This is a genomic window from Pseudomonas sp. GXM4 (genome assembly GCF_008923895.1).
Taxonomy (GTDB): domain Bacteria; phylum Pseudomonadota; class Gammaproteobacteria; order Pseudomonadales; family Pseudomonadaceae; genus Aquipseudomonas; species Aquipseudomonas atacamensis.
In genome coordinates this window covers 12974-32961 of sequence record NZ_WBRZ01000014.1, presented here as the reverse complement: position 1 = coordinate 32961, position 19988 = coordinate 12974, and the positions used below count along the sequence as shown (strand labels likewise).

The following is a 19988-nucleotide window of genomic DNA, read 5'->3' as shown; positions in this document are numbered from 1 at the left end:
TGCCAGCGACGCTTTGCGCTCATCCGCGCTGCTGTCCGGCCGAGCATGGCACCTGATCAAACCGATTATTGCCCGTTGCAGGATCTTCTACATGGACGTTCGCCAGTACGCATTCCTCGCTCGCCAGCCTTCTGCCGTCGTGGCCAAACGCGAGGAGTTCCTCGGCATGCCCAAGCGCGGACTGGCGTTCATGCTGGCCAACGTCATGTTCTGGCAACCGCTGTGGGCGCAGGCCGACGGCATCGTCGTGGCCAACCCGAATACCACGCTGGACCGTGCCGGCAACGGCGTGCCGATCGTCAACATCGCCACGCCCAACGCCAGTGGCGTGTCGCACAACCAGTTCCACGATTACAACGTCGGCGCACAAGGCGTCATCCTCAACAACGGCGCGACTCAAACTTCGAACACGCAACTGGGCGGCCACGTCATTGGCAACCCGAATCTGAAGAACAGCGGTTCGGCGCAGGCGATTCTGAACGAAGTCATCAGCGGCAACCCGAGTCAGTTGCGCGGTTACACCGAAGTGGCCGGGCAGTCGGCGCGGGTCATCGTCGCCAACCCCTATGGCATCACCTGCAATGGCTGCGGTTTCATCAACGCACCTCGGGTGACGCTGACTACCGGTAAACCAGTGCTGGAAAACGGTCGGCTGGATCGCTTTCAGGTCGATCAGGGCAGCGTGGCTATCGAAGGCGCGGGCATCAACGCGACCAATATCGACCGTTTCGAAATCATCACCCGCAGCGCCAAGATCAATGCGCAGATTCAAGCGCAGAACCTGACCATCGTCGCCGGTCGCAACGACGTCAACGCCGACACCCTCAACGCCACGGCCCGCGCCGACGACGGCAGCGCCAAACCGCAACTGGCCATCGACTCCTCGGCCCTCGGCGGCATGTACGCCGGAGCGATCAAACTGGTCGGCACCGAGGCCGGCGTCGGGGTGAAACTCGACGGCAAACTGATCGCCAGCGGCGGCGATATTCAGCTTGATGCGAACGGGCAACTGAGCCTGGCCGACACCTCGGCTACCGGCGCGGTCAACGTCAAAGCCGCAAGCCTCGACGCGCAAGCGCCGGTTTACGCCGGCACATCGCTCAACGTACAGACCCAAGGCAACCTGACCAACCGCCAGACCCTCGCCGCCCGCGACAGCGTGGTGCTCAGCGCCGGTGGGCAACTGACCAATGCCGGCGCCATCGAAGCCGGCGTCAATGCTGACGGCAGCCGTAACAGCAACGGTGATTTGAGCCTTCGCGCACAGAATCTGAGCAACAGTGGCAAGAGCCTCAGCGCCAGCCGCAACCTGACCGTCAACGCCGCGCAAACCCTCAACAACCAGAATGGCCTGCTCAGTGGCCAGACCACGAGCATCACCGCCGGCACGCTGGACAACCGCAACGCCGGCAAAGTGCTGGGCAACAATAGCCTGACCCTCACTGCCAATCAGGTGCTGAACAATCAAGGCACGCTCACCAGCAATGGCAAACTCACCGGCAACATCGGTCAGTTGATCAACAGCAACGGTGAACTTGGCAGCCAGAGTGACGTAGTGCTCACGGTCACCTCGCTGGACAACGTCGCCGGACTGATCACCGCTGGCCGTTTGCTCGACATCACCGCCCTCGGCGCCATCAACAATCGCACCGGACGGATCGGCGCGAAACAGGCCGTAGCGATCAAAGCGCAACAACTGGACAACAGCCAGCAAGGCCAGCTGACCAGCGAAGGCACGCTGACCACGCGCATCAGCGACCAGTTGAACAACCAGAACAAGGGCCTGATCCAGGTCAACGGTGCGATGGACGTGCAGGCCACGCGCCTGGATAACCGCGCCGGCAAGATTTCCGGTCTCGACACCCTGACCGTCAGCAGCGCGACCACCGACAACCGTGCGGGTGTTTTGCGCGCCGACAAAGCGACGACGCTGCTGATCGATAATCTGGATAACCGCGACAAGGGCCGCGCCGAGAGCAAGGCAGCGCTGACCTTCGAAGGCAGCACGCTGAACAACAGCAACGGCGGTTTGCTGACCTCGACCGGACTGTTGAGCCTCAAAGCCCGGGATGTCACCAACGATGCCGGACGGATTTCCGGCAAGGGCGATATCGACGCCAGCATCGACAATCTGACTCAGCAAACGGGCGAACTGGTTGCCGAAGGCAATCTGAAACTCACCGGCAAAACCCTCAACAGCCGCCAGGACAGCCTGGTCGGGTCGCTCAAGACCCTGACTGTCAATGTCGACCAGATCGACAACCGCGCCAGTACGCTTTCCAGTCAACTCGACCTGCATATCAATGGCGCACGCCTGGACAACAGCGAGGGCGGCAAGGTGCTGTCCGACACCACGCTGGGCCTGAAAGTCGCGCAGATCATCAACGCCACCAATGGCCTGATTTTCAGCAAAGGCGCGGCGACGCTCAGCGGCATCGGCTTGAGCAATGTGGGCGGGCGGATCGTCAGCCAGAACACACTGGACCTGACGTTCGACAATGCCCTCGACAACCAGCAAGGCCTGATCAGCAGTGAAGGGCAGATGACCCTGAATCTCGGCAGCCTCGACAATCGCCTGGGCAAGCTGTCGAGCCTGGAAGCGATGGCACTGACCAGCGTCGCCGGGGTGCAGAATCAGGGCGGGCTGATCGCCTCGCAAAAGGGCCTGACCTTCACCAGCGGCAGTCTCGATAACAGCGACGACGGCATCCTCAGTGCCAAGGCCGATTCGACCCTGACCACCGGTGAGTTCAAGAACCGGCAGGGCGGCAGCCTCGCCACGGACGGCACGCTGCTGCTGACCACCGCGCACCTGGATAACTCCGGCGGCATCATCGGCAGCCAGAAAACCCTGCAGGCTTCCGTCACCTCGCTGCAGCAGGACGGCGGCGAGCTGTTCAGCAACGGCGATCTGACCCTGGACCTCAACAATGGCCTGCTCGATAACCAGCGCGGCAACATTCATACGCCGGACCAACTCCTGCTGAAAAATCTCAAGGATGTGAACAACAGCGCCGGGGAAATCTCCGCTGCCAAAGCCTGGAATCTGAGCGCGCAAAGCCTGAACAATGACGGCGGCAAGCTGCTCAGCAATGAAAAACTCACCCTGGTCATCGACCGTGCGCTGAGCAACGTGAAAGGCCTGATCGCCTCTGCTGGCCTCCAAGCGCGCAGCGCCAGCCTCGACAACAGCGGCGGTGAGATTCGTGGGCGTGGCGCGGTCGATTTCACCGTCACTGATCTGTTCGACAACCAGGCTGGCGTGGTCATCGCCGACGAGGGCCTGACGCTCACGGCGGCGCGTCTGGATAACCGTCGCGAGGGCCTGGTCGGTTCGACCCAAGCGCTGCAACTGGTCGTCGACCGTGTCGATAACCGCAGCGGTGAACTGTCGAGTAAGGCCGGCGTGAGCCTGATCGGTGCCTGGCTCGACAACAGCGACAGCGGCTACATGCTGGCGGGCGGCAATCTGGCGTTGACCGTCAACGAGGTGATCAACCGCAACAACGGCGTGCTGTCCGGCGCTACCGGCCTGACGCTGGTCGGCAAAAGTCTGGAAAACAGCGCTCGCCTGACCACGCAACAAGACCTCGCGATTACCCTCTCTGGCGAGCTGAACAACGCGCAGGGCAGTCTGTTCAGCGAAGGTGCGCTGGCGATCGATGCGCAAAGCCTCAATAACGATGGCGGTACGCTGTCCAGCGCCAAAGCGCTCAGCGTCGACACACGCGGTGCGGTCAGCAACCGGGGCGGCCAGTTGTTGACCGATGCAGCGTTGACGCTCACCAGCAGCGCGCTGGGCAACCAGCAGAAAGGCGTGATCAGCAGCAAAAGCAATCTGCACATCACTACCGGCGAACTCAATAACAGTCAGGCAACCATTTACGCCGCCGATCAGCTTGAGTTGAGCGCCGGCAAAGTGACCAACACAGCTGGCAGCCTCGGCGCTGGCAATGCGCTGATCGCAGATGTTCAGGGCCTCGATCAGCAGGGCGGCAAGCTGTTCAGCAGCCACGCCGGCGTCAGCGTCGACCTGCATGGCGGTGCGCTGAACAACCAGGGCGGGGTAATCAATGCGCCGGGACAGTTGCTGCTGAAAAATCTCGCTGAGGTGAACAACCGTGGCGGCGAGATTTCCAGCGAGCAGGCCTTTGAACTGATCGCCAAATCGCTGGACAACAGCGGCGGCCAAGTGCTGAGCAATCAGAAACTGAGCCTGACCCTCGACAAGGCCCTGACCTCGATCAAAGGCACGATCGCGGCAGCAGCGTTGCAGGTTCGCGCGGCCAGTCTCGACAACAGCGATGGCGGCGTATTGCTCAGTGACAGCGATATCTCGGTGACCGTCGATGGCCTGCTCGACAACCACAACAAGGGCAGCATCCGCGCCGCGCAACAACTGACCCTCAACAGCACCGGCCTGAACAACGAGGAGGGCACGCTGGTGGGTGCCGCTGGCCTTGCCATCGACCTCGGCGCCACCGCGCAGGACCTCAACAACCAGGGCGGGGTGATCAGCAGCAAAGGCGCGCTGAGCATTGCGCATCTGCGTGACCTCAATAACCAGGACGGCGTGATCAACAGCAAAGGCGTGCTGAGCATCGCCACCCTGCGTGACCTGAACAACCAGAAAGGTGAGGTTTCCAGCGTCAACAGCTTCAGCCTTAGCGCCAACAGTCTGGACAATCGCGGCGGCAATCTGATCAGCAATCAGCAACTGTCCCTCACCGCAGCCGAGCTGAAGAACAACGGCGGCCTGATCTCAGGCTGGACCGGCGTGACCCTGGCCGGCGGCACTATCGATAACAGCCTCGGTGGCGCGATCTCCAGCCAGCTCGGCAATGTCAGCATTGACCTCAGCGGCGCGCTGATCAACCACACCCAAGGAGGCGTCGGCAGCAAGGGCGAGCTTTTCATCAAGGCCGCCAGCCTGAACAACAGCGCCGGCACGCTGACCAGCGACGGCAAGCAAACCCTGACCGTGCTCGGCGGCGAACTCAACAACGCCTCCGGTGGTTTGATCAAAAGTGCCGACGCCCTCGATATCCGGGCGGCGAGCCTGAACAATGCCTCGGGTAACCTGAGCGCGAAAAAAGCCCTGACGTTCACCGGCGGCGCGTTGAACAACAGCGGCGGCAGTCTGGTCGGCGATGATCGCGTCACCCTCGACCTGCTCGGCGCGCTGACCAACGTCAACGGCGCGCTCGGCAGCACTGGGCCGCTGGTGCTGACGCGTTCGACCAGCATCGACAACCGTGGCGGCCAAATGATCAGCCAGAGCCTGCTGAGCCTGCTCACCGGCGGCGATCTGAACAACAGCCAGCGCGGCACCATCGCCGCCAGCAGCCAACTGAATCTCACCGCCAGCGGCCTGCTGCGCAACGACGGCGATGGCCTGATTTCCAGCAGCGCCGCCGACGCCACCCTCACCGCAGCCGCACTGAACAACGCTAACGGTGCGGTGCAAAGCATGACCGCGCTGACCGTCAACACGGGCAACGGCGCAATCGACAACCAGGGCGGCAAGATCATTGCGCAGAACGGCGACCTGAACCTCACCGCCGCCAGCCTCGACAGCCGAGGCGGCGTGCTGTCGAGCCTCAAAGGTCTGCTGCAAACCCGTCTGACCGGTGTCCTGCGCAACGGCCAGTCAGGCAAGATCGAAGGCAGTCGCCTCGACCTGCGCGCACTGGGCGGCATCTACAGCGACGGCGGGCGCATCGCCGCCAACAGCGGCGACATCCTGCTCAATGCCGGCGGCAACGACCTCGACAACAGCGGCGGCGGCGTCTATGCCCGCGGCCAGGTGAACGTCATCGCCGGCTCGATGAACAACACGGCCGGCCAGGTCAGCGGCAGCCTCATCGACATTGGCCTCGGCGGTAATCTCGCCAACAACGGCGGCCTGATTGAAAGCGCCAGCACCCTGGCGATTCGCGCCGCCAACCTCAACAACCAGAGCGGCAAACTGCGCGCCCTCGGCGGCAGCGGCAAAACCGATTTCCAGATCGGCAGCCAGTTCGACAACCGCAACGGCCTGGTGGAAACCGCCAACACCGACTTCTCCCTCGCTGCACCGAGCTTGCTCAACGCTGGCGGCACAGTGACCCATGTCGGCCTCGGTGAATTCGGCATCTCCACCACCAACGTAATGAACGCCGGCGGCTCACTGGTGACCCGTGGCGGCCTGACCCTGAACGCGGACAGCTGGACCAACAGCAGCGTGATTCAGGCGGGGCGCTTGACGGTGAATGTCGGCAATTTCGTGCAGACGGCCAGTGGGCAATTGTTGGCTTCGAATCAGCTGGTGGGGCGTGGCGGGAACTGGACGAACGAGGGGTTGATTGCCAGTGATGGCGGGCTTGATATTCAGTTGAGCGGCAATTACGGCGGTAATGGTCGTGTCAGCAGTCTGGGCGATATGACCTTCACTGCGGCTCAACTTGGCCTGACCAGTCTCGCCAGCATCGGCAGTGGCGGCCTGGGTACGTTCAACATTGGCGGGTTGCTGAACAACACTGGCGGAAGACTGACTTCCAATTACGGCATGACGATCAACGCGGGCAGCGTCAGCAACACCGGTACGCTGGGTGCCGCTCAGGATCTGACCGTCAGAACTGCAAGCCTGGTGAACGATCACGGCTTGTTGTTCAGCGGCGGCAACATGAACCTGCTGGTCAATGACTTCACCAACCAGACGGGCGATGTTTACAGCATCGGCAATCTGACAATTGCCGGCATGAGCGGTGGCCGTGCGAACAGCGTGAATAACCTCGCGGCTTCGATCAATGTCGACGGTGATTTTTCGTTGTCGGCCAATAGCTTCAATAACAAGACAGAAGGGGTGATTGGCGAGGAGAAGTTGGTTTCTGGCGACATCACTTTCGATTGGCGTAACAACACCTTTTATGTCAACGAAAGTTTCGATTCGCAGTCCACGATCAATGGCCCGCAGTCCTCGGTATCCGTTGCAGGAAGTATGACGGCTGATGTCGGCGATTTCGCAAATATCGCTTCGACAGTTTCAGCGGGAAAAAATATCACGTTGAATGTCGATTCGTTTGAGAACCAGGGATTGCAATCGGGGAGCTTTACTCGGTCGCGTATATTCAAGCTCTCTTACTTGCCTGAAAGTCTGGCGTATGGCTATGACAATGAGCTCACCGCCTATGCCCTGAGAAACTCGAAAAACGTGTACCGCTATGGGAAGAGTGTGCACGAGCCCGACAAAGGTGGCACTCATTGGGAAGAAACCGATTTAGATAAACAAAAAACATCAGCGATTAATACCAAGTTCGGTATGGGCCCTGAGGTGGCCGTTCCTGCGTCCATTCTGGCTGGTCAACTCAAGGAAGACCGCAGAATTTTCACCAACGGCGGCTCAAGCGTTTCCTCTATCGTCCAGGCCGGCCAGGCCGTAGAAATCAACGCTAAAACCACGATCAACAACGGCAATCTGAACCCGTACACAAACTTCGGCGGCACCGTCAAAGGCACCGCGGACACCGGGGTGAAAAACTCCGCCAAACCTACCGTGGTTTTTCTGAACCCGCAGTTGCCACCAGATCTGGCTCAACAACAAGTCAACCCGCTGGCACTGCCTGGCTTCACGCTGCCAACCGGCGACAACGGTCTGTTCCGACTCAGCGGTAAAGGCGGCAGCGATCCGACACTAGCATCTGGCCCGTCGAGGACAATCGGCTCCATCGCCGTTGCGCCCTTAAGTCATGCGGGCGGCATGCCAGTGAGGAAGGCCACGGATATTCAGTTCGACGGTAGCGATCCTGTATCGATCAAGAACCGCGAACTGGCATTGGCGGCCCGGCCATCGCTCAATCTCAACGATCAGGCGACGCTGATCAATGTCAGCGCGGCCGCCGGGGATGGCCCGGTCGGCGTGTTGCTGCCCAATCGTGGCAACGTTTCGTTCGACGTGCCGCGGGTACAGGGCCTGCCCGACACCAGCGTGCGCTCCAATCCACACAAATACCTGATCGAGACCAACCCGGCGCTCACTGAGCTCAAGCAGTTCATGAGCTCGGACTACCTGCTCGATAAACTCGGCTATGACCCCGACAACAGCGCCAAGCGTCTGGGCGACGGCTTGTTCGAACAGCGCCTGGTGCAGCAAGCCGTTGTCGCCCGTACCGGCCAGCGTTTCATCGATGGGCAGACCTCCGACGAGGCTATGTTCAAGTACCTCATGAATAACGCCGTCGCCAGCAAGAATGAACTGAACCTGTCCGTCGGCGTCACTCTGACCGCTCAGCAAGTGGCAGCCCTGACCCACGACATCGTCTGGCTCGAAGAGCACGAAGTGAATGGCGAGAAAGTGCTAGTGCCGGTGCTGTATCTGGCCCAGGCCAATAACCGCCTGGCACCCAACGGTGCGCTCATCCAGGGCGGCGACGTAACACTGATTGCCGGTACGGACCTGACCAACGCCGGCACGCTTCGCGCCTCCAATAACCTGTCGGCCGAAGCCGGCAACAACCTCTCCAATACAGGATTGATCGAGGCGGGCGAGCGTCTGACGCTCAAGGCCGGCAACAATATCGTCAACAGCGGTGGCGGCATTATTTCCGGGCGCGATGTCAGCCTGACCGCCACTCGCGGCGATGTGATCAACCAACGCGACGTGTATGGCTACGATTCCAGTTACGGCGGCACGCTGCAGCATCGCGACGTACTGAACAACGCCGCGCGGATCGAAGCCGCCAATGATCTCAACATTGGCGCAGGTCGCGACATCAGCAACATCGGTGGTGTCCTGAGCAGCGGACAGGACATGGCGCTCGATGCCGGACGCGACGTCAACATCACCTCGGTCCAGGATCGCCGCACCGACTCGCGCGGCAGCAACTTCCTAAACCAGACCATCACTCAGCACGGCGCCGAAGTAACGTCCGGACGGGATCTGTCGATCAGTGCCGATCGCGACGTGGCAATCGTGGCCAGTCGACTGGATGCCAAGCGCGATCTCAGCGTCGACTCAGGTAACGACATCGTCATCACCTCGGCCGCCGACGAGAGCGACTACGTTTCACGCAGCAAAAAACGCGCGAACGAAACCCATAGCATCACGCAGCAATCATCAGTGTTGAACGCCGGCCGCGACATCGCGCTGAACGCCGGCAACGACCTGGGCATCATTGCCAGCCGCATCAAAGCGACCGAGGACATCAGCCTCGATGCCGAGCAGGACATCACCGTAGCTTCGGCGAAGGATGAGAGTTCGTCTTATTACTACAAGAAGAAAAAGGGTTCGTTCGGACGAAGCAAAACCACTCAGTCGGAAAGTTATGAAAGCGAGAACGTTGCCTCGGTGATTGAGGCTGGGCGAAATCTGACAGTCAATACCACCAAAGAAGAGGATGGTAGCGTCAGTTTGAATGGGGGGCGTAACGTAACGATCATAGGCAGCCAACTCAAGGCAGGTAATGATCTGGTCGTGGGTGCAAGCAACGATGTGGCGATGCTTGCCGGTATCGAGGAGAGCGGTGCTTACAGCAAAAAGACAAAAACCGGGTTGTTTGGTATGTCGAAAAGCGGAAGCAGTCAACTCCAGACAAACGTGACTCAGATTGGAAGTTCCATGGCGGCCGGGCACGACGTAGTGGTCGTAGCCGGTCACGATGTGCGAATGAATGCCAGCGTAGTCAATGCCGAAAACGACGCCGAACTGCATGCTGGATTGATTGATCAGTCAGGCGATATCAGTCTCGCGGCGGGTGAGGATGAGGCCTTCAGTCGTGCAGAAGCATTCAAGAAAAAGATCGGCTTGTCGCTCAAGGACACCATTGGCCTCTTTGCCGGCACACCTGGCGCCGGCGCTGATATAACCGCGATTGCGTCACACAAAGGTGGGCGTGAAGTCGCGACGTCCACGAGTGTTGGCAGCCAAGTCAATGCAGGCCGCGATGTGAGCCTGAAGTCCGCACGAGATATTAATATCATTGGAAGCGGAATCAACGCCGAACGAAACGCGTCGTTGGATGCTGGTCGTGATGTGAATATTCTTGCGGGAGCAAATCAACAACGTAGTAATAGTTGGGAAACGAATAAAAGTTACGGTATCAAGCAGGATATTGATAGTAATGGCTTTACCACGTTCGTGGGTGATGAAACGATCAAGGAAGGTATCAATAGCACCGCCCGAACGGCGGCAGGCAGCTATATCAAAGCGGGGCACGATGTAAAAATTAATGCGGATCGTGATATCAATCAGCAAGGGTCTGGCCTGCTGGCGGATAACGATATCAGGGTGAAAGCCGGCCGAGATATCAATATTGACGCGGCAGATGAAACTAATGAAGTTACCCGTCAAAACAGCGTAAAACGCAACGGTACTACGACAACTATTGCTTATAATATCGGCAATACGATCAACGGACTTAAAGGTACCGGCAAAGGTGAAGATAGGGTCAGCAAGGGGTCAAGTGTTTTAAAAAGTGTTGATACTCTGGATAATTTTTTCAGCGGCCCAAAATTTGATGGGCACCTCGGGGCATCAAGCACTAGTCAAACTAATACACATACTTCCCTGACGAAGCGTCCATCCAGTCTGGGTGCGGGGAATGACATTATTCTTGACGCCGGCAACGACATCAATGTGAGAGGCAGCCAGTTCGAAGCGGGCCGCGATATCAATGTTACTGGGCGCAATATTACGTTCGATGTTGCGCATGGCGATGATAGCAGTGACGGCAGTAATACGCAGAGCAAGGGCGGCCTCAAGGGCGGAACGACCGGCGGGTTTAAAATTGGTGTGGGAGTCAGTAATTCCGGAGCGAAGGACGAGTCGAGTCAGGGGACGTCCACGGTTACCCGCCTTAACGCAGGTGGTAGCGTCAAACTGGATGCCAAAAATGACCTTACTCTGGTCGGCGCCGAGGTTGACGCCGACCGGAATATCACGCTCAAGGCCGCTAACGATCTAAAAATCCTATCTGCCCAGAATGTATCCAATAGCGAAAATACCCGTCGGAACTGGGGTGCCGAGGGAGGACTGATTGCGGGGAAGGATGGCTTCGGAATCTACGGAAGTGCGAGTTACGGAACAGGAAATCTGAAACGCGATGGTGTTCATCAACAAGAAGCCTATTTGTACGCAGGGAATAGTCTGAACTTTGAAAGTGGCCGTGACACCACTATTGCCGGTGCCACACTCCGCGCAGATGAAGTAATTGGTGAGGTCGGTCGTGATCTAACGGTCATCTCTGTGCCTGATACTGGAAAGGTCAATGGAAAGGAGCTCGATCTTAGTATTACAGGTTCCTTCTACGGAGCAAGCGGTTCGGTAGGTTACGGGCGAACGACAGGTCAGACTAATTGGGTTGAAAGTCAGACTGTAATCAGCGGCAAGAGTAAGGTGGATATACGCACCGAGAAGCACACTCAGATCGATGGGGCAGTCTTGTCCGCCGAGAACGGGAACCTGAAGTTAGATACCGACACGCTGGGGTTTCGTAATATCACCGGGAAGGATAATGAACACGGTTACTACTTGAATGTAAGTGGTAGCTATGGCTCAAGTAGCGGTTCTCAGGCAGATAAGCCTAATAAGGGTATGGAAGGCCAAGGGAGTACCAGTTGGGCGGTTGAGGGTTACAACTACGAAAAGGATCGCGAGCAGATCCTCCGGGCAACCGTGGGTGCCGGCGCTATCACAGTACGTAATGACAAGGATACTGGGCAGGACTCGACGCTTGGCCTAAATCGAGATCTGAATCAGGCTTACGAAGTCACTCGAGATGAGGAACACCGTACTGATCTATATGTGAGTAGCTCTTCAGTCAAGGCGGTGATGAATCCGAAACAAACGCTTGAAAAATGGAAAATGGATGTCGAGAAGTACGGGGAAAATAGTCTTGAGGCGTTGAACTCACTGACCGATCTGCTCTTTGGTGCGGTGAACATCTTAAGTGGTCGGGGTTTTGAGGTTGCTGATCAGGTCACACTTCTTCGTGTTTTTGTAAGGCAGTTAAATAGTAAAAATGAGGGGGCTCGAGCGGTCGCAGTCAATGCTGCAATCAAAAACATGACCAATGGTGATAACAGTCCCGAAACTCAAGCGTTGATAGACCGCATTACTCAAATTGCCGGTAGCGATCCTGACAAGGCTCTTGGCATGCTCGTTCTGCTCAGGCGCTTGCAAGATCCTCATCCAGAAAGATTGAATTTTGTGCCCTTGGCTTTGGCTGGTGGTGCAATTGCAGCGTTAGGGACAATGCTTCTTACGGCTGCCGCCGGAACAAAAAATCAGGAGAACACACGAGATGCAGTTAATGCGCTAGTTGCGTCTGCCGGTGAGGCGGGTTATAGCGGATCTCAGCAGTTATCCATTTCGGCTGAATTGTGGGCATTAATGCTGGGTACGACCTTCCCGGTCACGTTACTGGACCCAAAATATGGAATATTGACGAATCCAGCCGTAGATACTGACACCCTGCATCCTGTAAGCATCGGCGGTTTCGTGATGCAGCCCTCTTTGCCCACCGACACGGGCGGAAGCCCTGTCGTTGAGACGGGAGACGGTACGTACACGACGCCTATCGTAGAAAACCCTTCGTTGGGGAACGTTTATAGCCTGCCGTGGGGGCAGTCTGCGTCGGAATTTGAGAAGTCTTTGGTTACCCTCCCTTCAGGTGAACGAGTCGCAATTGTAAAAACCAGAGCAAGGGAGTTAGCCGATTCCCTGGGTTGGCCTAAAGACAATTTCCTGACGAAATTGAATGGCAGAGATGTTTATGCTGGATCCGATGGATATTTTTACGCAGTTGACAGTCAGCACGGTAGGTTGGAACAGGTGAATAGCCGAGGGAAACATCAAGGAGAGGTGCAGTTTGATTTGATACCTGTTCCTAAATCTAAAGATGACTCGGGTAAACATGATTTGAGGATGAAGTGATGAATAGTATCAAACTTGTCGAATGCTCAGATTCCGTTATTGCCAGGGGGCAAGTTTTTCGGGTGCCTGCCAGTTGGCCGTATGAGTCAATAGTGGATTTCATGGTGGTCGATATACCAGATGATAGCTTTGGCCATTCACTGGTGGTGGCTTCCGGGAATAAATCAGGCTTGGTATTGGTGCACTTGCCATTGGAAAGCTGCGCATCCGATGAACACGGAATTTCAAGGGAGTGGGTTATTTCGAATTGGGAGAAATGGATATATCCAGACTGCTCAGTTGAAGATGTTTATTTGTTTGATTCGATAGAGGTGCCAACGGAGCTGACAACTCGCTAGACATTCTTTAGAAGAAGCGCAGAAATGCGAAAGAAGTCGGATATGGGACATGGAAATGGCGAGCAGAGTTATTTAAGGAAATAAATCTGCCCTCATTTTTGGATAGCAGGTGGAATCGCCGGGGGAACAGAAATGCGGGTTGAAAGCTTGTTCAATCAGGCCAACGCCATGGCCAAAGGGCTGTATTTTCATGCGATGGAGGAGCTTGGGTTTCGTCCGGAGCAAGCTTTTGCCTATGCTCAGGATGAGCTGGAACGCTTGATGCGCAAAGACGCACCCGGCCCGAACGCAATTTTGCAAACCGCCATTTATATGGAAGGTAGCCGACATGGTTTGAAGTTGGGGGACAGCCTTTACGCATCAGACATGTTGGATATTTTGACCCTTACGTACGAACAGTGCAGCCCAGAGAGTCTGGTTGAGGCGGGAGCCGATGGCGAGGAGCTGAAAGCCGTTCAGGCGGACATGGAAACCGTGCGCAATCTATTTCTTTCTCAACGGAGTAGGGTAAATGGGTTCTTCCACGGGAAATGAAGATTGACCACTGAGGACATTAAAATCGTCCAGGAAATTTTCCAATTGATCGAATCAGGCGTCGTTCATGGTTATGACGCGTTCCGGTACAGTGTCGAATGGGGAGGGAATTATATGGAGTCCGACCTCGCCGTCGAAATACATGGCTCCGAAATTTGGGACGCTGAAACTGATTTCAATCATTCGAAGGTCTATGCGCTTGTAGAAAAACTGCACGAGAACGCAGTCGCGCGTGGCGAGCCTTGGACATGCTTTGTCCTGTCTTCTCGCGAAGGCGAACAAGTAAAGATGAAATTCGATTATCAAACTCGCGACACAATCTAAAAGCAAAATCTACTTCGGATAAAGCGGCGGCAACCCACTCTCACTCACCGGATCCTGCACGCGCTCGGCGGCGGGAATAGTACGAATCGCCCGCCACAAATCCTCACCCTGCCAATGCTGCCCGGTCTCGCTGTACAGCGCGCCGTTCAGCCCATCCAACGCGTCCGACAACGGCACAAACCGCGCGGCCATGTCTGCCAGCGTCTCCGGCTGCTGCCGCGCCCAGGCGTCCAGTGCCTGGCGGGTGGCGTGGGGGTCGTTGGCCTGGCTGGCGCGTTTGATGTCGTCGAGCAGGGTGCGTGGGCTCGGGCCGGTCTGGGCGGCGCGGTGGATTGCCGGTTGCCAGCGGGCGCGCCACCAGAGGCCGAAGCCGAGCAGGGTGGTGCAGGCGAGGATCAGGGTGCTGAGTTTCCACCACCACAGGGTGTCGTTGTCGGGCGTACTCGGTTGCAGCGTGCCGGCCGGGGTGTCGATTTGCAGGCTGGGGTTGTTCGCCACTTGCAGCGTGCGCGCGGGCAGGCTGCTGTGTTCGAGGTGGTCTTCGAAGGTGTTCCACCAGACTACGTCGACGGTTGGCAGGTCGATCGCGCCGCTGCGGCTTGGCACCAGGGCTTCGCGTTCTTCGCGGCTGCCGATGATGCCGCGGTCGCTGCTCTGGTTGCTCAGCACCGGTTGATCGGGGTAGCGACGCAGGCCGTTGACGTCGGTGGCGGGCAGGGCCGGCAGTTGCGAGCTGGCGAGGCCTTCGACTTTCAGGGTCAGGCTGCGGGTCAGGGAATCACCGACCTGGGTGTGATCCGGTTCCGGGCTCCAGCTTTCGCTGAGGCTGAGGTTGCGCGCCGGCAGCCAGGGTGCATCGACCGGGTAGGTCAGCGGTTTCGGTTTGACCGTCAGCGGAATCGACGCCGAGCTGACGCGCATCAATTTGCCGGGCTTGGGCCCCGAGGCGTCTGCCGATGGCGCGGTATCGACCAGCGTGGCGCTGAATGTCTGCGGGGCGATCGTCAGCAGGCCGCTGTGTTGCGGATAGATCGCGTAGCGCATCTCGATCACGCCGTGGCGCAGACCATTGATGTCTTTTTCGTAGGTGCGCGTGTCGCCAAGTTGTTCGATGCGCGCATCGGCGATTTGCAGCGGGCTCAGGCTGCTGTCGTCGTACAGCGAAACCGAGTGGTAGATGCGCAAAGTCAGGATGGCCTGGGCCTGCACGTAGACGCTGGTCTGGTCGAGGCTGGCTTCGATGAACACCGGATCGAGGCTGTTGTTGTCTTCGCGGTTGTCGCTGGCGATCACCTGCACGGTGATCGGCTGGCTCTGTGCTTCGCCCAGTTGCAGCGGCGGAATCACGACGCTGCCGTTCTCTTTCGGCAGCAGGGTGATGATCCAGCGTGTGGTCGCGCGGTTGTCGCCGTTGAGGGTGTTGAGCTGGTTGACCTGGCGCGTGCCGCGCACTTCGAACAACGCTTCCAGCGCCGACAGATCGGGCTTGCCGAACTGGGTGACGTCGTCAGTTTCGAGGGTGAGCTCGACCGTCTCGCCGGAGTTCAGGCGACTGCGATCCACGCTGGCGGTCAGCTCGGCCGCCTGAGCGGTGGCCGTGCAGATCAGCAGGGGCAGCAAGAGAGCGGTGAAGCGGGTCATCGATTGTTTTCCTGATCCTGATGTTGTTGCTGTTCGTACCAGAATTTGCGCCTGAGCAGCTCGCCCGGGTCGTCCGGGATCTTGCCCAGCCATTGTTCGAGCGCCTGACGCTGCTCGCCTTCGAGGTTGTTCTCGCTCGGACGCAGGGTCGGCACCGTGTCGGTTTCCTCTTCCTCGTTGCTGCCGGGGATTTCATTGGGGCCGGGCAGCGGCGGGGCGGTCGGCGGCGGTTCGCTGGCCGACTCGGCCGGTTGCGCCTCGCTCTGGGTTTCACTGCTCACCGCCGGAGGGGGCGCGGTGGTGGGCGAAGGCTCATCGCCGGGCAGACTTTGTTCGTTGGGCTGGTTGTCCGGCTCGGGCGGCGGCGGGGCGTTTTTCTGCTTCAGCAGGTTTTCCACCAGCGCCTTGTTGGTCTGCGCCGGACGCAGATCCGGTTGCAGTTCCAGCGCCTGTTCGTAGGCATCGATCGCCGCTTCCAGCTCGCCGCTTTTTGCCAAAGCGTTGCCACGATTGTAGTGGGCGCGGGCATCGCTGCCCTCGGCGAAGCGCTGAGCGGCGCCACTGTAGTCGCCGGCCTCGTACAACGCCACCCCTTGCCATTGATGATCGTCAAAATGCTGCGCGGCTTCGGCCGGGCGTTTCTGCTTGAGCAGGTGCAAACCTTGTTGATCGGGGCGCAGCCACAAGTCTTCGAAGTCGAAAGCGTAGCTCGGTTGCGGCAGGCACCACAGCAGCGGCAGGCAGAACAGCCAGCCACGGCGCCCGGCACACGCAGCCAGCAACAACAGCGGCAACAGCAGCCAATAGCCCTGATCGGCCCACGTATCGAGGCGCACGGTCTGGCCGTCGTCGCGCAGGCTGCGCGGGCCGTTGAGCAAACCGAGGGCGCCAAGATCAGCCTCGTCGAGACGCGCCGGGTGATACTCGCCGCCGACGCTGTTGAGGAAAGTCGCCAGGCCGGGACTGTCGAGTTGCGGCACGCGGATCGCGCCTTGCTCGTCCTTGAGGAAACTGCCGTCTTCCTGGGCAATCGGCGCACCTTCGGCGGTGCCGATGCCGAGCATCAGCAGTTGCGTCGACTCGCCATTCAGCGCGCGGCGGATACCGCGCCGTTCTTCTTCATTGAGCGACGAACCGATCAGCAGAATCCGTCCCTGTCCCAGCGCACCTTGCTTGAGCAAGGCCAGCGCCTTGCCCACGGCCAGATCGGCGCGGTGGCCGGCTTCCGGCATCAGCGACGGCTTGAGCGCGTCGAGCAGGTTGCGACTGGTCGCCAGATCATCCGACAGCGGCACCAGCGTGTGCGCGCTGCCGGCATAAACGACGATGGCGGTCTGCGCATCGCTGCGCGCCTGCAACAGGTCGAACAGCTTGCGCCGCGCCTGTTCGAGACGCGTCGGCGGCGAGTCGGTGGCGAGCATCTCCGGAGTTAGTTCGAGCACCACCACCAGCGGATCGGCGGGTTTCTGGCTGGTCTGTTCGACGCGCTCCCAGCTCGGTCCGAGCAAGGCCAGAATGGTCAGCAACCACGCCACGCCAAGGGCGATCCACGGCAGTTTGCTCTGCCGACCGCTGCCGCCACTGAGCAGCGCGGCATGGAACGCCGGCGGCAGAATCATCTGCCAGCGACCGGCACGTTTCTGTCGGTGCCAGAGTTGCCAGAGCAGCCAGCCGAGCAGCGGCAACAGCAGCAGCCACCAAGGGCGGAACCAGTGCGGCCAGAGCGCGATCATCGGCGCCTCCGCAGGCGCAAACGCTGCAAGCGCTCACGCCAGTCCGGCAGTGGACTTTGCAAATACAGTTGCTTGGTAAACAGGCGTTGCAGCGGGTTATCCGGCCACAGTTCGCGGACGACCAGCAACAGGCTCAACCACAGCGCCAACGCCAGCGGCCAGTGATACAACGCTTGCGCCGGACGTGCCTGAGTCGGTTGCTGAGTCACCGGTTCGAGCTGATCGAGGGTGTCCTTGATCGCTTGCAGCTCCAAGCCGTCGTGGGCGCGGAAGTACTGGCCGCCGGTGATTTCGGCGATGGCCTTGAGCGCCGGCTCATCCAGATCAAGGCTCGGATTGACCCCGAGCAGGCCGGTCGAGCCGCTATCCTCGGGATTGGCGCCGATGCCGATCGGGTAGATTCTGACGCCTTCACTGGCGGCCAGTTTTGCGGCGGTCAGCGGATTGATTTCGCCGCCGTTGTTGGCGCCGTCGGTGACCAGAATCAGCACGCGACTTTGCGCCGGGCGCAGACGCAAGCGTTTCAGGGCCAGACCGATGGCATCGCCGATCGCGGTGTTCTTGCCGGCGATGCCGATCCGCGCCTCGTCGAGCCACACGCGAACGGTGCGCCGGTCAAAGGTCAGCGGCGCTTGCAGGTAGGCCTGGCTGCCGAACAGGATCAGGCCGACGCGGTCGCCGTCGCGGCTTTCAAGGAAATCGCCGAGCAAGTGCTGCACCAGCGACAGGCGACTGACTTCTTCGTCCTGCCACTGCATGTCGGGAAAATCCATCGAACCGGACACGTCCACCGCCACCAGCAGATCACGGCCACTGGCGGCAATCGGCAGCGGTTCGCCGAGCCATTGCGGGCGCGCGGCGGCGATCAGCAAAATCAGCCACAACAGGATAAACGGCGCCTGCTGCCGCCAGGCCGGCAAGTTGGCGCGGGCGCGGCGGCGTGCGAGGCCTTCGAGGTCGGCGAGGAAACTGACTTTGAGCGCCGGCTCGCCGCTGTCGGCCACCGGCAGGACCAGGCGCATCAACCACGGCAGCGGCAACAGTACGAAGATCCACGGCCAGGCGAACTCAAACATGTTTGCGAATCCACGTGTCGACCGCTTGGGTCAGGCCGGCGATGGCTTTGTCGTCGAGTTTGCATTCCGGCTTGTACGCGCCTTCGACCAGCACCATCCAGCGCGTCAGGCCGGCAGCCGGGCAGCGGTTATCGAGGAAGGCCAGCCATTTGCGCCCGTTGAGGGTGTGGCTCTGGCTGTACGGATAGTGGTTGCGGCACAGGCGTTTGAGCAGGCCGTTGAGTTGTTGCAGCCAGGCACCGGCCGGAGCGCCATCGTAAGGCTTGGGCATTTGCGCCAGTTCGGCGAGCGCGGCGATGCGTACCGGGTCCAGCGGTTGCTCGGCGCGCACCACCGGGCGTTTCTTCATCGGAATGAAACGGCGCAGCTTCCACACGGCAAAACCCAGCAACGGCAACAGCAGAAGCAGCAGCCACCAGCCCGGCGCCGGTGGCCAGAAGGCTATCGGCGGCGGCGAGATCAGCGGTTGCAGTTGTTCGAGGCCGTTCATCGACCCTTCCCCGGACGCTGCGGGTTGAGGAACTCGCGCATCTGCTCGACCATTTCGCTCTGCGTGCTCAACGGCATCAGCAACACCCGCAGCTTTTGTGCGAGCAATTCCCAGCGAGCTATGCGCGCTTCGGCCTGGGCGCGGTAGGTCTGGCGCAGGTCGAAGTTCAGCGTGTCGATTTCCAGCTGCGCGCCACGCTCGGCAAAGCGCAGCAGGCCGGCGGCGGGCAGAGCATGATCCAGCGGATCGGACAGCGGCAACATCAGCAGATCACAATGCCGCGCCAGCAAACTCAGTTGTTGTTCGGCGCTGTCGGACAGCGCGCGTTCGTCGCAAATGACGATGGCCAGACTGCCCGGGCGCAGCACTTCCCTCGCGCGGCGCAGGGCCACGCCGAAGGCATCGCGATCCGGCTCGCGCTCGCTGTGCAGCGACTGATTGACCTTGACCAGACGGTTGAGCAATTGCAGCAGGCTCTGCTTGCTGCGGCGAGGCTTGATTTCGTAGTGCTCGTTATCGCCAAACACCAGCCCGCCGACGCGGTCGTTGTGCCCCAGCGCGGCCCAGCCGATCAGCGCCGCGACCTGCGCCGCCAGTACCGATTTGAACATCAGCCCCGAACCGAAAAACAGCCGCGTGCTTTGCTCGACCATGATAAAAATCGGCCGCTCGCGTTCTTCATGGAACAGCTTGGTGTGCGGCTCCTGCGTGCGCGCGGTGACGCGCCAGTCGATGGTGCGCACGTCGTCACCGGCCTGATACACCCGCACCTGATCGAAGTCGACGCCCCGGCCACGGAATTTCGAATGATGCAGGCCGATCAGCGGGCTGCGCTGACTCGGCGTAGAAAACAGTTGCACCTCGCGCACGCGGTGACGCATCTCGATCAGCTCGGCGAGGCTGATGCGGATACCGGGTTCGGAGGGCAGGGCGGCGTTCATG

General features: G+C 59.5%; 9 protein-coding genes. 4 read left to right on the top strand and 5 right to left on the bottom strand.

Features of this window, described 5'->3' with window-relative positions; translation table 11 throughout:
- Window positions 1-91 precede the first annotated feature (91 nt).
- From F8N49_RS04250 to F8N49_RS04235, 4 genes are all read left to right on the top strand, one after another.
- The gene (locus F8N49_RS04250) at window positions 92-12910 is read left to right on the top strand and encodes a hemagglutinin repeat-containing protein (RefSeq protein ID WP_151550882.1); all 12819 of its coding nucleotides are present in this window, start codon (window positions 92-94) and stop codon (window positions 12908-12910) included.
- A complete protein-coding gene (gene imm45 / locus F8N49_RS04245; RefSeq protein ID WP_252876441.1) occupies window positions 12910-13248 on the top strand; it encodes an Imm45 family immunity protein in 339 nt (112 codons plus the stop codon). The genes F8N49_RS04250 and imm45 overlap by 1 nt, the downstream gene beginning before the upstream one ends.
- Before the next feature lie 132 nt (window positions 13249-13380).
- Window positions 13381-13782: a hypothetical protein gene (locus F8N49_RS04240; RefSeq protein ID WP_151550881.1), complete on the top strand. Its 402-nt coding sequence runs from the start codon at window positions 13381-13383 to the stop codon at window positions 13780-13782.
- A 3-nt stretch (window positions 13783-13785) separates the two neighbouring features.
- Window positions 13786-14106, top strand: a complete 321-nt coding sequence (locus tag F8N49_RS04235) for a hypothetical protein (RefSeq protein ID WP_151550880.1) — start codon at window positions 13786-13788, stop codon at window positions 14104-14106.
- Window positions 14107-14115: 9 nt separating this feature from the next.
- Here the strand turns inward: F8N49_RS04235 and F8N49_RS04230 are convergent, their stop codons facing one another.
- Genes F8N49_RS04230 through F8N49_RS04210 form a run of 5 tightly spaced genes read right to left on the bottom strand, consistent with a single transcriptional unit; the run spans window position 14116 to window position 19987 of the window.
- Window positions 14116-15747 (bottom strand): BatD family protein, encoded by a 1632-nt coding sequence (locus tag F8N49_RS04230; protein WP_122698113.1) that lies wholly within the window; start codon window positions 15745-15747, stop codon window positions 14116-14118.
- On the bottom strand, window positions 15744-17480 hold the full coding sequence (locus F8N49_RS04225) for a tetratricopeptide repeat protein (protein WP_122750530.1): 1737 nt from the start codon (window positions 17478-17480) through the stop codon (window positions 15744-15746). The genes F8N49_RS04230 and F8N49_RS04225 overlap by 4 nt, the downstream gene beginning before the upstream one ends.
- Entirely contained in the window at window positions 17477-18556 is a 1080-nt protein-coding gene (locus F8N49_RS04220; protein WP_151550879.1) for a VWA domain-containing protein, read from the bottom strand. Before F8N49_RS04220 ends, F8N49_RS04225 begins: the two co-directional genes overlap by 4 nt.
- Entirely contained in the window at window positions 18549-19046 is a 498-nt protein-coding gene (locus tag F8N49_RS04215) for a DUF4381 domain-containing protein (RefSeq protein ID WP_042606790.1), read from the bottom strand. The genes F8N49_RS04220 and F8N49_RS04215 overlap by 8 nt, the downstream gene beginning before the upstream one ends.
- Window positions 19043-19987, bottom strand: coding sequence for a DUF58 domain-containing protein (locus F8N49_RS04210; protein WP_016774988.1), 945 nt, complete (start codon window positions 19985-19987; stop codon window positions 19043-19045). The genes F8N49_RS04215 and F8N49_RS04210 overlap by 4 nt, the downstream gene beginning before the upstream one ends.
- Between the last annotated feature and the right edge of the window lies 1 nt (window position 19988).